Annotated in this window: 11 protein-coding genes and 1 pseudogene; 5 read left to right on the top strand and 7 right to left on the bottom strand. The window is 53.8% G+C overall.

The genetic code is table 11. The annotated features are described in order from the left end of the window. Positions 1–336 precede the first annotated feature (336 nt). A pseudogene (locus ACWHYZ_RS11850) lies at positions 337–1,568 on the bottom strand (IS256 family transposase). Between the two features lie 410 nt (positions 1,569–1,978). Here ACWHYZ_RS11850 and ACWHYZ_RS11845 point away from each other — a divergent pair. Then, on the top strand, positions 1,979–3,247 hold the full coding sequence (locus tag ACWHYZ_RS11845) for an iron-containing redox enzyme family protein (RefSeq protein ID WP_447987449.1): 1,269 nt from the start codon (positions 1,979–1,981) through the stop codon (positions 3,245–3,247). Between the two features lie 482 nt (positions 3,248–3,729). Here the strand turns inward: ACWHYZ_RS11845 and ACWHYZ_RS11840 are convergent, their stop codons facing one another. Continuing rightward, entirely contained in the window at positions 3,730–5,376 is a 1,647-nt protein-coding gene (locus tag ACWHYZ_RS11840; RefSeq protein ID WP_447987448.1) for an ATP-binding protein, read from the bottom strand. A gap of 184 nt (positions 5,377–5,560) precedes the next feature. Then, positions 5,561–6,754, bottom strand: a complete 1,194-nt coding sequence (locus ACWHYZ_RS11835; RefSeq protein WP_447987447.1) for an iron-containing redox enzyme family protein — start codon at positions 6,752–6,754, stop codon at positions 5,561–5,563. A 207-nt stretch (positions 6,755–6,961) separates the two neighbouring features. Here ACWHYZ_RS11835 and ACWHYZ_RS11830 point away from each other — a divergent pair, with 207 nt between their 5' ends. Continuing rightward, complete coding sequence (locus ACWHYZ_RS11830) at positions 6,962–9,124, top strand: ATP-binding protein (RefSeq protein ID WP_447987446.1); 2,163 nt, start codon at positions 6,962–6,964, stop codon at positions 9,122–9,124. A gap of 53 nt (positions 9,125–9,177) precedes the next feature. Then, positions 9,178–10,629: an OmpP1/FadL family transporter gene (locus ACWHYZ_RS11825; RefSeq protein ID WP_447987445.1), complete on the top strand. Its 1,452-nt coding sequence runs from the start codon at positions 9,178–9,180 to the stop codon at positions 10,627–10,629. Between the two features lie 253 nt (positions 10,630–10,882). On the opposite strand, the gene ACWHYZ_RS11820 is transcribed toward ACWHYZ_RS11825, so the two are convergent. Continuing rightward, the gene (locus tag ACWHYZ_RS11820; RefSeq protein ID WP_447987444.1) at positions 10,883–11,554 is read right to left on the bottom strand and encodes a hypothetical protein; all 672 of its coding nucleotides are present in this window, start codon (positions 11,552–11,554) and stop codon (positions 10,883–10,885) included. A 525-nt stretch (positions 11,555–12,079) separates the two neighbouring features. Here ACWHYZ_RS11820 and ACWHYZ_RS11815 point away from each other — a divergent pair. Then, entirely contained in the window at positions 12,080–12,226 is a 147-nt protein-coding gene (locus tag ACWHYZ_RS11815; protein WP_447987443.1) for a hypothetical protein, read from the top strand. A gap of 264 nt (positions 12,227–12,490) precedes the next feature. Here ACWHYZ_RS11815 and ACWHYZ_RS11810 read toward each other — a convergent pair whose 3' ends face one another. Continuing rightward, the gene (locus ACWHYZ_RS11810; protein WP_447987574.1) at positions 12,491–12,679 is read right to left on the bottom strand and encodes a DNA gyrase inhibitor YacG; all 189 of its coding nucleotides are present in this window, start codon (positions 12,677–12,679) and stop codon (positions 12,491–12,493) included. A gap of 287 nt (positions 12,680–12,966) precedes the next feature. Here ACWHYZ_RS11810 and ACWHYZ_RS11805 point away from each other — a divergent pair, with 287 nt between their 5' ends. Next, positions 12,967–13,248 carry a hypothetical protein gene (locus ACWHYZ_RS11805; protein WP_447987442.1) on the top strand — a complete coding sequence of 94 codons (282 nt, stop codon included), beginning with the start codon at positions 12,967–12,969 and terminating at the stop codon, positions 13,246–13,248. Positions 13,249–13,265: 17 nt separating this feature from the next. Here ACWHYZ_RS11805 and ACWHYZ_RS11800 read toward each other — a convergent pair whose 3' ends face one another. Both ACWHYZ_RS11800 and ACWHYZ_RS11795 read right to left on the bottom strand, forming a co-directional pair. Next, entirely contained in the window at positions 13,266–14,978 is a 1,713-nt protein-coding gene (locus ACWHYZ_RS11800; RefSeq protein ID WP_447987441.1) for an HAD family hydrolase, read from the bottom strand. Positions 14,979–15,007: 29 nt separating this feature from the next. Continuing rightward, positions 15,008–15,643 carry a superoxide dismutase gene (locus tag ACWHYZ_RS11795; protein WP_447987440.1) on the bottom strand — a complete coding sequence of 212 codons (636 nt, stop codon included), beginning with the start codon at positions 15,641–15,643 and terminating at the stop codon, positions 15,008–15,010. Positions 15,644–15,707 lie beyond the last annotated feature (64 nt).

Raw genomic sequence — 15,707 nt, 5'->3', positions numbered from 1 at the left:
TCCATGCGGAGGCCGGCTCTCGTAATGGCCATGGGAACCGGATTGACGCCCACTGTGGGACGATCACGGTTCAGCGGCCAGGATACCTCGCGTGCTCCGTCGTATGAAGCATCTTGAGCTGAGGCCCGCCTTCTATCGTGGCGGAACATTCGTCAATGGCATATTGGTAAACAAAGAGGTCGCCTGCCTAATTTCTATTTACACAGTAATTGACGACAGCTCGTCGGCTGTTGGTCAAGGGGCCACATGCCACAACCGCTCCGTGAACCGCTCTTAGTGCTTAGCTAAGGGTCGTGATCACGTCTGAGGTCTTGTCAAAAAGTGTGTAAATGGAAATTAGGCGGCGACCTCTTTGGTCATTTCGATTCCGTCTACGAACATAGCTCCGCGATACACCGCCGGCATCAACTCCGGATGTTTGACCCGGCGGAACGCCTGTTCGGCGACTAACAGCATCTTCCAAATGACCGCCGTGGCATTCTTGACCAGCCGAAATCGCTTCGCCGCATCGGTGCGCAATCGAGCGGCCGCAAACGGCGACTCCACGGGATTCGTCGTCCTTAGATGTTGCCAGTGCGGCTGTGGGAACTGATAGAACGCCACGAGCCGATCCCAATCCGCCTCCAGACACCGCGCCGCGTCGAGATATCCCTGGTGCTGACACCAGTGCAGAAACTGGTCGCGTCGCTGGTCCGCTTCCCGACGAGTCGGCGCGTACGGGATCGGGCACAGCCACGCGTTGGCCGCGCTCTGCTGCCGCTTGGGGAGTTTATCGAGGACATTGAGGAGCCGGTGATTCCAGCACCGCTGTTCTGCAGCCTCGGGATACACGTGACGCACGGCGCTCCAAACGCCTAGATGCCCGTCGCCGATGATTAGACGAGGGGCCCGCAGCCCGCGATCGCGCAGATCGCGTAACACCGCGGCCCAGCTCGCGGTCGATTCCCGGTGCCCCGGGGTGACGGCCAGCACGACTTTGCGGCCATCACTCAAGGCGGCCAGGACTACTATCAGCGCGGCCTTGTCCTTCTCTAAGCCGGCTTTCACATAGATCCCGTCCACCCAGAGATACACCACTTCGAGATCCTCCAGGGGCCGGGTGTGCCACCTCGCCAGTTCCGTGTGCCACTGTCTTTGAGCCGCGCGACCGTGGAGCTAGAGAGCGGGGCGGGTCCCCCCAAGAGCCCACGGAGCGCCAGATCAAAGTCGCCTTGCGCCAGCCCATGGAGGTAGAGCTCGGGCACGAGCGCCTCGATCGCTGTACTCTTGCGCTTGAACAGGGGCAGGACATGACTCACAAATCGAGCCTCACTGTCGCGCACTCGTGGCCGGCGCACCGTAATCGTGCCGCAACTGAGGGTCAGCTGGCGCGGCTTGCCATAGCCGTTGCGATAGCCGCCACCCGCGATCGGCGTCTGGCGCTGCGATTTGGACCGCGCTAAGAAGACACTGACTTCTTCGTCCAGAATCTGCTGGATGAATCCTTGTACCTGTGTTCGGAGCCACGCTTCTAAATTTCCCCACTGCACGCTTGACGCTTCTCTGACCTCTGTGCTCTGCTGCTTCATGGCGGTGGTCCTCCTGTGAGTGGCCGGGTTTCCCGGCTGCTTGGGTTTCGTCACCCGTGAGGATACACCGCCTCTTTCCTATTTCCACACCTTTTGGTTATACCTCATCACGTCTGCAATTTAACGCCGCGCCAGCAATGCATGGTTTGAAGAAGGCATAGTCTAGAAGCAAACAGTGTTAGGCTCTCTAGTGCTAATTCAAACTCCCAGATCTCCCCACAATTTGGCAACCCGCCGTTCTCTCGTTTTTCCGGCTACGCCGTTTTGATCGGCTGAGTCATCATCGGAGGCGTGCCGGTGCGGCGTGATGTCGTGTCTGCCAGACCAATGTCCTAGTCCTACAGGTGAATAGCATCACGCCTCCTAGTTGTTTATTGATACTGTGCATGAATTGAATCAAGGAGGATACCGTGGAAATCGAACGCACCATCGCAGTTCAGGGCCGGCATGAGTCATTCTCAGGGACATCGAGTGTAATGCTATCTCCTGTCCCTCAGCGTCGACGAACGAATCGAGAGATCCTACCGCTAACGGTTCGTACGTTAGCGCCGGGAAAGGTAGTGATGGGCCGCTGCCTGGATATTGGCCTAGGAGGCTTACGCATCGTGACCGGTGTGGGTCTGCCTGAAGGAGCTCCGCTTTGCATTCGCTGCACGATAGGTGAAGACTTTTATCTGAACGTAGCTGGACAGGTTGTTTACGGACACGCGACCGACAAAAACACTGCACGAACTTACGGCATAAAGTTTGTTGCGCTCCGCCCCTTTGAACAAAAAATACTCGATTCGGCAATTCAAGAACTCAAAGCGCACCCCGGTTCCGTAAAGCAGTCGCTCATCACATTTCAGGTTTCAAAGGATTATCTGGCACTCGAGGCTCTTCATCTTCATGAACAAACGACAGCCATACTGCCTGATGCTGGTATCCCCCGTCCGTTCAGTGAGGTGGTACCCGAAAAGACGGGGAAGATGCGCCTCAAGCGCGGAAAGAAGCTTACGCCGAACCCATCCTGGGTTTTGGAAATGGATGAAGACTTGAAGCCATATCGTGAAGCGATATGGCAGTCAAGGCTGGTTCAGGAAACATCTACCGGCGCATTATCATTGAAGCAAGTGCGGGGTTGGAGCATACAGTTTTATCCCTTCATCGAATACTTCCCGCAATTTATGGCAACGTACTTGGCGAAAGCTCCCGACCCCGCTTCACGAGCCTTCTTGATTGATAATCTTAGGGTTGAAAAGAGACATGCAGACCAATGGATTGATATGGCAAATGGATTCGGGGTCACGAAGGAAGAATTAATGACCACACCGATCCTTCCAGAGGTGGAAATATTAACCCATTGGTTGTGGTCGATTACGAACCGGGGAAGCTTTGTCGAGGCAGTGGCGGCCACGAATTATGCCATCGAAGGGGTGACACAGGGCATTGCATCCATAATGGTAAAAGGGTTTGCCCGGTATCAAGGCCAAGAAGGCGTCTGTCTCGACAAAAAGGCCTATTATTGGATGGAGGCGCATTCTAGCTATGATGACCTGCACCCGTATGAAGCCTTGGAGATCATAAAACGGCATGCTACCTCATTGGAAATACAACAACAGACGAAGCATTCCGCACAGCGAAGCCTTGAATACTTAGCTATTGCATTGGACCGTTGCTATAAAGCCTACAGTGAATAGCAAGATCGTGTGCAAGGCAGGCACAAAATACGAGGATATAAGCGTCATGGAGAGAAACGCCGTGGTTAAGGAAACTACGATTCTCTTTTCATCTCTACCTGGGACTCAAGGTATAGGCTTGTCATGGCTCTACCTGTCCGCATACCTGCTCCTTTGGGGTAGCCCTAAGAGAGTACTACCCTTCGGTGCCAGATATGGCACTTGAGAGCCGTGAGCCGGATCCTCCTATGTGTCTCAGCTTGAGGCGCTTGTAGTGAGGTAAAACGATAGGCGTAATGACACACGGATGAGGATCAGGGCATTCCAAGCATGGATGCCGCCGCATGATAGCGCGGCGGAAACCATGAGACACGATTTGGGCGGGATTGAACCGCCTTTAGAAAGACAGATCGTAGGACAACCCGTATCTTAGGCGACAGCTCGAATAAGGGCATCAAGCTGGCAGCAGAACTTCGGTTGTCCAAAGCCATTTAGGACAGCTATCAATTGATACAGACATCTTTTAGGTTTCCTTGGATCGCTTGTCTCACCGCCTCAGTAAGGCCAACGGGGGTGAACGGCTTTTGTAGAAACGCAACGCCAGTCAATACATCGCGCTTGAGCGCATGATGATCGGAATAACCCGACATGTACAGCACCTTGATGTTCGGATATCGCTGGCGCACCTGGTGAATGAGGTCTATTCCACTCATTTGTGGCATCACCACATCTGTGAGGATAAGATCCGGTGGATTAAGGAGAGTCTGAATTCGTTGTAACGCCTCAAACCCATGCGTCGCTTCGATTACATGGTATCCGGTCAGTTGTAACAGTTGAGCGACGAGCGTGCGAACAGCCGGTTCATCTTCCACAAGCAGAATCGTCCCATTTGCCTCCGATTGAGGCGTCGATGAGTCAGCCGGTCGGTCGACGCGTTTTGAGCTGGCCGGTAGATAGATTGTAAAGAGCGTCCCCTTCCCGACCTCGCTCTGTATCGTGATGGTCCCACCGCTTTGCTTGACGATTCCGTACACAGTCGACAACCCTAATCCAGTTCCCTTCCCCTGCGGCTTCGTCGTAAAAAACGGCTCAAAGACTTGGGACTGTATGAGCGGATCCATACCGCAGCCAGTATCGCTGACGGTGACAACCACATAGTTCCCCGGACTGATGGACAACGGACTGACTTCGGACACGTGTGCATGTTCCGTTTGGAATTCCAACCGACCGCCGTGCTCCATGGCGTCCCGAGCATTGACCGCCAGGTTCATAATGATCTGTTCGAGCTGACTTCGGTCAATCTCAATGTTTCGGGATGTCGAATCAAGATTTGTCACTACCTGGATGTCCTCGCCCACCAGCTGCTGAAGCATCGCTGCCATACCGAGGATGGCTTCGTTGACGTCCACAATGGTCGGGCGCAACACTTGTCGGCGGCTGAAGGCCAATAATTGTCGTGTCAGTCCTGCCGCACGTTCGCCAGCTTCCCGTATCTGTGCTAGATCACGACGCCAGCGTGCTTCATCGAAAGACGCTGACAGCAGCATCTCAGAGTAGCCAAGAATGACGGTCACGAGGTTGTTGAAATCGTGCGCGATACCGCCGGCGAGGCTACCTATGGCCTCCATTTTCTGAGCCTCTCTCAACTGAGTTTCACCTTGACGAAGGGCTTCCATCGACCGCATCTGTTCGATCACCGCCGTGGCAAGCGCGCTGACGATCGCCAGGATGTCCGCATCTTCTTTGGTGAACACAGTATCTTTTTTGTTGAGAATTTGGAGGACGCCAAGTGGCTCGCCATTCCAACGTTTTAAGGGCACCACGATGATCTGCCGTGTGACCTGTCCTATTGCAACGTCCACTATGGACAGGTGTCGTGGATCCCCTTTCACATCCGTGACCATTTCACCTTCGCAGGACGAAAAGACAGAGGCCCCGACGACCGTTGTCGCCGTAGCGCCGATAGCGTCAAAGCATACGAGTTCTTGGCTGCCAACAGTCTTAAGCAGGACCGCGCCCGCCTCAGCTTGCACTAATTCCAGAGCTGTCGCTATTGTGAACCGAATGGCATCTTTAAGGTCTGTACGCGCGTAAAGCCCCTCACTAATCCGGCCGACCGCTTCGACATATCGATTGGTCACGTGCTCCATGTCCTGCCGTCCTCAATGATATCGAACGCCCTCACAATCGTGCGCTGTGGCATGTATAAGGCCGAAGCCAAAACAATAGCGCGCCTATGAGGAAAGCGTAGCAGCGTGCGGGTGGATGTCTATACTACGATAGTCTAGGGCCAATGAGTTCCCGTAAAGTGGGAGAGGGCACCGTGGTGCAGGCTCAAATGCTCGTCCCAACAGGATTAGAGGTGGCAGCAACAGGAGATGCGGAATATACAAAATAACACGCGTCCAACGCCATGCGTAAATATTCTAAACTGCGCTGAGCCGCATGTGCCACACGTTGTTGCACGTCACCGCTTATGGCGTGGCCCTTGATGATCTCAAGGGCTTCGGTTGGATGGAGGTCGTCGTAATCGGCATGAGCTTCCATCCAGGAATAGGCTTTTTTGTTCAGAAATACTCCCTGCTTGCCGTGGTATTTCACGAAGCCCTTCACCATAGTTTTAGCAATGCCTTGGGTCACCCCTTCGATGGCATAGTTCGTCGCCGCCACCGCTTCGACAAAGCTTCCCCGATTCGTAATCGACCACAACCAATGGGTGAGCGTTTCAACTTGTGCAATGACGGGAGTGTTGGTTAATTCATGCCAGGACACACCGAAGGCAATCGCCATATCGACCCATTGTTCCGCATGGCGCTTCTCGACCTTCAGATTGTCAATGAGAAACGCACGGGACATCGCATCGGGAGCCTTCGCCAAATAGGTAGCCATGAATTGCGGAAAGGCCTCAATAAACGGATAGAACTGTATCGACCAGCCGCGCACTTGCTGTAAAGACAGCTCGCCTGAGGCCGTTTCTTGTACGAGTCTTGACTGCCAAATTCGCTGGCGATACGGCGCCAATGTACGATCCATGTCAAGGACCCATGAGGGATCGGGAGTAAATCGACGTACCCGTTTGGTCCTTCTTCTCAGTGACGCCTCGTCGGGATGAGCGTCCACCGGCTGAACTCGCTCAGTAAGGGCGGTGGGCGCCAGAGGTGATGGCTCAAGTACGAGGTGAGAGTCATGTTGTGCGCTCACGTTTTGCTTGAACTCTTGCAGCAGATTGCCAAGCACTTCGCGCTTCCATGATGGCACATTGGTAAATTTAATGCCCATGGCATAGCCGCGCTGACCAGCTTCTCGGCAATAGACCACTTCGCCCAATAGACGGAGGAAGCCTTCATCGCGAAGATGATACTGCACGGCGAGCGGCGTGCCCGTCTCAAACTTCGAGGCGCTGATAAGGCCCAATCCACCTAAACTCATATTGGCAGAGCGGCCTAATGGTTCTTGCCCCGAAGACAAACGCCACTTGATCTCCATCGGATTCCGCTCGTAGGCTCGGCTGATTGTCTGCGAAGGCATAGCAAGCTCCCTTCTACATCACCAGACTTACTATAGTCATAGTAATACCCGTATACGTATTCGCAACGAGTTTGTCTAGAGGGCAATCGGCCTAGAGACGTACTTACCTAGTTTATAAGTTTTTTGGCGATGAGGTTGACGAGTGGAGACCCGCCAGTACACTAGCTAGATGCCCTTCCGTAGAGGTAGGAACGCCAGAGGCCTACCATGAATCCCTTCGCCCTCTCCGGCCTGTTCACGGGCGTGACATCGCTTGCCTTAGGAATGTTTGTTCTCTTTATGAACCCTCGCCGGCCCTTAAACCGGATCTGGTGCTTATTCGCCGGCTCGGTTTCTCTTTGGGGGTTTGGCGGTATGTGGATTGCCATGATCCGGGATCCGCACACCGCCCTCTGGGTGTGGCGATTCGCCTTTGCCTTTGGCGTTCTTTGGATTCCCATCCTGTTTTATCATTTTGTCTTGCTCTTTTGCGGACTGCCGGAACGCCGTCTATTGAAAGCAAACTATGCGCTTGGCTTTCTCTTGTTAGCTGTGATCCTCGGCTCCTCATTATTTTACGACGACGTCCGATTCATCTTTTCATCCTTTTATTATGCGCATCCAGGCTCGCTTGTCTTTTATGTCTTTTTCGTGTGGTGGATGTGGCTTGTATGTTTCACGAACTATCAAGTCTGGAAGGCGTACAAGACAGCGGGGGGCGAGAAACGAAAACAATATCAGTATTTCCTTGTGGCCTTTGCCTTAGCCTATGGCACGGGATCCATGGATTACCTCCCGTTTTTTGGTATTGATCTGTACCCGTATGGGAATTTCGGCATCATCCTGTATCCAGTGATCATGACCTATGCCATCGTCAAGTATGGGACGATGGACATTCAGATCGCACTCGAGAGGAGTCTCGCCTACCTGCTCTTGCTGGTCGGCTCGGCAATTCCCGCATATGCCGTTGCACTGGTGGGTCAGCGCCTGGCCTTTGGGACCGTTAGCATTACCTATTCGTTAGTCCTTCTCATCTTACTTCTCCTGCTGGTCTTGACGGCTTATCGCGTGAAATCGGCCGCTCAGGCAACTGTTGCGCGCACGCTGTTCCGCCCTCGCTATGAGATGTATGGAACTCTTACCAGTTTTGCCGACTCCGTCATGGGCAATTTGGAGCTGCACGCAATCACAGAGGCGATCGTGTTGAGCCTTGCCAAGACCCTGGAAGCCAAAACCGCCTCTCTCTACCTGATGAATAACCAGAAGATGGGTTATGTGTGTGTGTCCAGCCACGGTTTGGCGAAGAGACATCACGGACTTGCGTTCAAAACAGGAGACGTGTTGCCGCAATGGCTCTCCCAAAGTCGCCGAGCGTTGGTGCGAGACGATCTGGAACCGGTGGCTGAATCATCGGTACCAAACTCCCTCGTGATGGTTCTGGATGAACTCGAAGCCGATGTCTGCCTTCCCCTGATCAACAAGGAGCGGCTGATCGGTTTTTGTACGCTCGGGTCGCGCACGCGATCATATTCCGATGGAGACATTGAGTTGCTCGAGACGTTGTCGCGTAAACAGCTGGCCACCGCTATTCAGTATGGCATGCTGTACGAAGAACTGAAGGCGGCGCAGCGCGACCTCCAACGGACCCATCGTCTACGTTCCATGGAAACCATGGCCGCGGGATTTGCGCATGAAATTCGGAATCCCCTCACATCAATCAAAACCTTCTTGCAGCTCGCCCCCGATCGTAAAGACGATGACGACTTTATCACTGGCTTCAGCCAAATCGCCTGTGAAGACGTGGAGCGGATTGAACGGTTAATTAAGGAAATCCTTGACTATGCCCGGGATAAAAACCCTCAGCTCTCCGATCAGGATCTCAACGAGATCATTTCTGGCGTCCTACAGTTAATTGACGTGAAAGCGGGCCAAATGAATGTCGTCATTCACAAAGACATGTCTGAAGGTGTGCCTCATGTCATGGTGGACCGGCAACAAATAAAACAAGTCCTGTTAAACCTGTTCATGAACGCGTTAGATGCCATGGCTCCGAATGGGGGCACGCTTCTGGTCCAAACACGGCAAATCATCGCTCCCTCCGGACGTCATTGTGTGCAAATCGAGGTGACCGACACGGGATGTGGGATTTCATCAAAGGATCTCGACCACATCTTTGATCCGTTTTATACGACGAAGCATGAAAGCGCGGAGCGTGAAGGGACGGGGCTCGGACTGACAATAGTGAATCAAATTATTCAAGACCATCATGGCTACATTGAGGTCGAAAGTACGGCAGGGCAAGGGACGACCTTTTTCATTAACTTGCCGCTAGCGGCAAACCGCGAAAAGTTTAAGCTCCCGTCAGAGGCGCCGGTGTCAGCGTATGAATGAGATGCACCGCCGGTTCGGTTTCCTTTTCCATTCTTCTCACATAAGGGGTTTCCATGAGCACCATTGACCGCGACCGTATGTCTGCATCCGGCTTCACGTTCCATTCTAGTCGCAAAAATGTGCCCTTCATTGTCCTCTTGCTCTTCCTCTTGCCCGTCACATGGCCCTCAGCGGTGAATGCAGCATCATTCCGTATCATGGATCAGGGCGCTGCAGCGGCGGGGCAGAGTGACGCCTTCACCGCACAGGCCGATGATCCGTCCGCAATTTACTATAATCCGGCCGGCATGACGCAGTTGCGGCGAGTACAGACCTCTTTTGGAACGAACCTCATCGGCGGCAGCACCTCATACCGAAATGCAGCTGGTCAGACAGCCCAAGGTGATTTCGGAGGCTCGCTCGCATCTCCGCCCCCCAGTAACCTCTACATTACCGGAAACTTGAGAGACCTAGGAGTCTCTGCTCCAATTATAAGGAACATGGCGGTCGGCATTGGAGTGACCTTTCCGTTCGGGACGGTTTATCGCTGGCCGAGTTCAGGGCCTTTTGCAACGGCGACAACGGGCGCGGCCCTGCAACTGCTCGATATCAAGCCGACCGTCGCCTACAAGGTCAATGATCGCCTCTCGCTAGGGCTAGGCCTCGATATCTATACGTTCTCCAGCCTCATCGGTGAGGGCCAATATGAGCAACGGTTGCTCTCCTCCGGGGGGCCAGGCCTCCCACCGAGCGGCACCCCGCTTGAGATCAATGGAAAGGACACGGCGCTTGGGTTTAATGTGAGCGCCCTGTATACGCCCTTGGTGAATTCGGATGGAAAGCCGCTCGCGAATATCGGCATCATCTATCGAAGCCAAGCGACGCTTCATCTTGCTGGTGAATTCCTCGCCGGTGGCACATCGGTGTCCCCGGCTTCGACCACGCTTGTCCTTCCTCAAGTTCTGACCGGAGGGATTGCTCTTTGGCCTGTTCGCAATCAGGACCGGGAGTGGAAACTAGAACTCGATGTAGATTATACGGGATGGAAATCAGTCCGAAATCTTGACGTCCACCTCTCTCCCGCACTCGGGACCATTCCCTTTCCTCAGAACTACCGAAGCGGCTTCACCGTTATGGTTGGTACCGAACACAAATGGCTTCATCCGGAGCTGTTGCCGAATTGGGAGATTGCCTTACGCGGAGGGTATTGGCATTCACAGGCAGCAACGCCGGATAGCGCTTTCAATCCGTCCGTGCCGGATGCCGACAATCATTCCATCTCGGTTGGGGTTGGATTTCTCTGTAAGGCAGGTGGACGCTTCCTCGGTCTGTTGGGTTGCGGAAGTCGTGAAAAGGGACTATTCAGAACACAGGCCATCGGCCTGGATCTGGCTTATAAAGCCCTCCTTTATGAAACGCGTACGGTTGTCGGTAATGCCAATCCGATTGCGATTCCGGGATCCGTCAACGGTACGTATCAAAGCACCTACCATATTGGTTCGATTAACCTGCGCGTAAATTTCTAAGAGAGGTTAGGCTTTCTCCGCCAGCGTTACGGTTCAGAAATCGATCCAGAAATCGGCGTCTATGCCGTTGCTGGAGTTTTCCCCAAAGCGGGCTGGCCGCGTCTTTTCGGGGGCGCTTTACCAGAACGAAAAGCCCGGCCGCACACCTACACTTCCAGGGCCGGATTACCCTTTATTCCAAAAAGTTAGAGCTCCAGCCGCATTGTCGCTCCCGTGCTCATTAGCCGACCAAGCGTGAGAGCAAATATGATCGTCATTGCCGATGTTCTCGTCTGGCTTCAGGGATGGCAGCCTGTTTGGAATATTGCATCACACTAGCATCGTTCAGTAATGCCTGGCGGATTTGCTGGATGGCCTTGGAGAGAGCCCAGTTCAAACGATCACCTGGCTGATTTTCTTTGTTTGGGACGAACTCGTCGGCCTTTTCAGCGTGACCATGGTAGGTCCCAATGCGGGTCCCGTTTGGCTGGCGCAGAACGAGATCCAAGTCGACCTCGGTAGTACCGGTGTATGTCTCTACGTCCATTAATTTTGCCAATGAATTGACCCCTGGGACTTGTGTCCACCCCTTGGGGCGATACCTCTCGTAAAAGGTGTTGATGGTCCCTGTCAGAATGGCATCTGGATCTTCGACATGGCTGTCGATCTGTTGAAAAACAAAATTGTCCTGAAAGTCCTTAAGAATAGCGTGCGTAATCGGACTAGATAGTTCTCCGGGTTCGGAGGCCTTGACATGGTCTGCCACTACCCCATAGGCCTGCCCGGGCTCCTTCGGCTCAGGGGAATGTTTCAGCGGACGTAGTTCGATCCTGAGAGGAATCGTTTCTTGACTCTCCCCTAACGTAATCTTCGGGGTATAGTGCTGGGCACACCCGGACAACAAGATAAAACTTCCGACGAGGTATGCAATCTGAACAGCGAGCATGTTGATCTCCTAGGAAATAGTTTTTGGTCCTGCTCTATTTAACTATTTCCCAGCGATATGTAGCTGTCAGGGATTTGGAAAGGGGGGAGGTTACCCGTTCATTAAGTCTCGGCGGCCTTCGAAATTTTGTCAGGTTTTCGTGATCTAATTCATCAAGACCTGGTAACAGCTATGGCGTACGGAGCATTAACCCGAGCAGGAGAGAGACGGGGCGTTATCCTCATAGCGTTGAACCAGTCAGCCCGATCCCTTGATGAGAATCGCAGGGCAACTTTCGGCCTTATTTGGTGGGGCCATTAGTTTTAGCTCCCAGTCGAGGGTGCTCTGTTCGCTATCCCTCTACCCTGTTACCTTCCCGACATAATGCGAATCCCCGACATAATGCGAATCGTTATCGCGAATCGAGGAAAAGCCGGGCCACTGGTCTGATATGCGTCCTCGGCGTGGAAGAATATCCTTTCCAGAGGACAACAGTCCTCGAATTACTCGCCCTATCCCGACTACCGACATAACTAGGAGGATTTCATGTTTGAGACTCCACTGCTGGCGGCCATCCTTATCGTGCCGCTCCTGTTTGCCGTCCTGTTTCCACTCCTCAGGCGATGGAAAGCAAGATCGCCGACTCTGAATCATTTTTTGCTGGCAAGTGGAAGCCTTCGACGCGGCGAATAGGATCGGCGGTGGAACAGGGTCGTACTATCGTGGTGTGGTCAATGTCTTGCAGCGCAAGCTTGCGCAGAGTTGAGCGGCGTGGCCCCTCGACAGGGGTTCCGGAGCAAAAGACAGCGCAAGATGCTCGATCACTGCAGGGATGCAACTCAGGCGGGATAGTTCGTTGAGGTGCAGACCTATGTTTTTCCGCTGACTTACTTAGCCTTCTGTGCATTGAATCAAGATTTGCCCGCGAACGATTCCTGATTAGGGTGAGAGCTTGACTCAACCCTGACCATTATCCTGATCCTCCTTACTCTCGATCTCCGATTCAACTTCGTGAACGGGAATGCGATAGCCCCCGGTCAGCCACATCCCGAGATCAATAAGCCGGCACCGTTCGGAACAAAATGGACTCCAGGTGTTAACTTGCATCGTCCAATTCTTATGACAGGAGGGGCATCGCATAAGCATATTTCGGTAAATTTGGCCGGTGATTCCGGTTGAGTCCATCTGCCTCCATACTATGGCGAAGCCGATGCGGTGGGAATCACATTTTCACCAATAGTTCAGGCCTTCACCATCTCGGTCGGCGGGATCACCTACGTCCCATATCGAGAGGTTACCGTATTACAAAGCTAACTTTCCATGTGCCGATAACACCATCCAGCCACTCGTCCTCCGGTCGAACCAGCGTGTCACTCCACAGCGACGGATTACATAAAACCGCATAACCCAGATGGGTAATTGCAGGAGGCGATATGGCAGAAGGAGAATTTAGAGAGTCACCGTGGCAAGAGATTCACCATGGTTATCAACAATTCTCGCATACAGCAACATGGGTTATTGCTGGCGTTCATCGCGAGCGCAATAGCAGGAGCAGTTGCGGCTTTCTTTTTCCTGTAGTCCCATTGTTTGAGCTCACCCCTGACCCCGTCACGCCTAAGGTACACCAGCGACAGCATGCCCGGGCCGAGTACGATGCCGGCGATGATTTCTCCCATGATAATCGGCTGATCCACTTTGAGAAGATCAACCGGTGAGTGGTCATTGCGGACTCCTAGGCCGGCAACGTGTATTGTTTGTCAATCGCCGCCTTGATCAGACGCCGGCTTTCAGAAGCGGAGGGAGCGGACTGCTGCTCAATGTGCCTCGCCTCTTCCGCTAATCCTTCATCCTTGATCTTGTCCCGAAACCACCGAGAGTAATCACCACGGCGAAGATGATAGAGCCAGGTGGCATCATCGACTCCTTCGGCAATTTGCAAGAACAGCATGAGGTTTTGCGCGCGCAGGTTTAACTTGCCTTCAGGTCCGCGAAAATAGAAACTGCGGTCTTCGGGCAGTTCTCCCTCGGAATACTTTCGCTGATGGCGGCGTCGTTCAAGCTTGCTCGGTGCCATGCGAATGACGAAAGGCGAATCCGACGTGCGTGACCACCATACCATAGCTTCACCGGGCGCCAAGGCGGTTGGCGGAAACGAAGGCACGGGCTCCCCGCGTACTTTGCGAAAGACGCGCAAGATCTCATCCGGTTCGTCTCCGAGTGTGATGACGACGTCAATGTCTCGCAGAACCGCGTGTGCCACTTGGTCCGGATGCACGGTGATGAACATCATGCTCTGAGAATGTTGCGACATCGTGAGGGGGGCAGGCTCCCACCCTGACGGCAACAGGTGATGGGTTTCATCCACCACAATCCAGTGCGGCCGCCCTGTTTTGGCGCGCATTTCTTGTAGCCGGGGCAGCAAACCGACAAAAAACGACGGCCGATCGTGCAACGGCAAGCCAATGAGATTCACCACGACACTGACTTCCGGCTTTTCCAATAACTGCAAGACTTCGTCCACTGTCGGCGCATGCTCCCCCGTGCCTGATGTCACTGCACCTTCAAAGGATTCGTAATCGCCCTCAGGATCCACAATGCAGAACTGGTATCCCTGCTCGTTCAATCGTTCCAAGATGCCGGATGTCAAAGAGGATTTCCCGCTCCCCGACGATCCCGCTATCAAAACGCTGTGGCCATACGGGCTCATTCTGATTTCTTCCCCATCGTCGCGTGTGCCGAGTAAGACATGATGGCGAGTGAGGCGGTTTTCGTGATGGGCTAAATCATGGTTGACCATTTCCTGAATGAGTTGCACAACCCCCGCGCCATGATCTTTTTCAGTGACCAAGTCCGCCGTGTCTTTCAGCATCGGGACCGCGTTGGACACCGCGACTCCGCATTCACACAAACTCAAAAGGGCATGGTCGTTTTCGGCATCTCCGACTCCGACGACGTTGTGGGGTGACAGTCCCAATTCATGAAGCGCAGCCGCCAACCCCGTGGCTTTGTTCACTCCGGCCGGCAGCACCATGACGGATCCCTTGTTGAAAATCACTTGGAGTTCGAGGCCAAGGTCACGAATGACCTCGAGCACGGTCGTTTCTTGCGGATGAAAGGTTGCGACGACGGAATGGCCGACCGCGAGAGGCGACACCTGACGCGCTTGCAGCGCATGGACAAATATGTCCGGGGGCGCCTGCCCTAAGAGTTTATGTTCACGCGTGGCCGGCCGGTACAAGAGAGCGCCGTTTTCCGCGACGACCCGCTCGCACAGGGCAATCTGCGGGAAAATTTCCAGCAGTTCGTCCAGTTGGCGGCCCGTCACAAGAATCAGTTTGCGGCCCGAGGCCACTAGTTGCTCTAACCCGGCAACCGTCTCCGGATCGACCCGGCCATCGGTGGCGAGCGTGCCATCATAATCTGCTGCGAGGGCGAGGAATCGCATTATGGCAATCCTGAATTCCTGCTTCTGGTTTATCCCGCCGCGGCATAGACGCGTGCGGGCGAATTGAACCGTTGTTCGACCGTCTCCCAGTTGATGTTCGAGAAGAACGCCTCGATATAAGCGCCGCGCTCGGAAGGCTTATGATCCAGAATGAAGGCGTGTTCCCACACGTCCATCACGAGCACGGGCACGAAGCCGGCGACATTTCCCATCTCGTGGAGCGTGACCCAATGGTTTGAGAGACGGCTTGCCGACGGATCGAGATAGCAAATCGCCCAACCAACCCCCCGCATTTTTCCGACACCTATAAAGTCAGTCTTCCACATCTCATAGCTGCCGAACTCATCCTTCGCGGCACGCTCGAATGGCGAATCGTGACCGGGATGATTCGTGCCGCCTCGTTTCATGTTCTCAAAATAGTATTCGTGCAACACCATGCCGTTGTATTCAAAACCAAGCCGACGCTTCAGTTCCGAATAGGCCGGCATCTCCTCCTGATCCACCTTCCCGTCCTTCAGCACTTCTCGAATGTGCTCCGTCAGGTTGTTGGTTTCTTTCACGTAGCCTTCATAGAGTTTGAAATGTGTCTCCATCGTCCGGTCTGAGATGCCGTTGAGCCCGTGCAGATCGAATGATTTGGCCGTATAGGGTGTCAGCTGTTTCATCTCATCCTCCCGTTCTTGCGTGCGCTGTTAACATAGCGCTGCGTCGTCATCAGTGGTGCAGATA

Source organism: Nitrospira sp. Nam74, from assembly GCF_965152615.1.
This window is presented reverse-complemented; position numbering and strand designations above follow the sequence as displayed.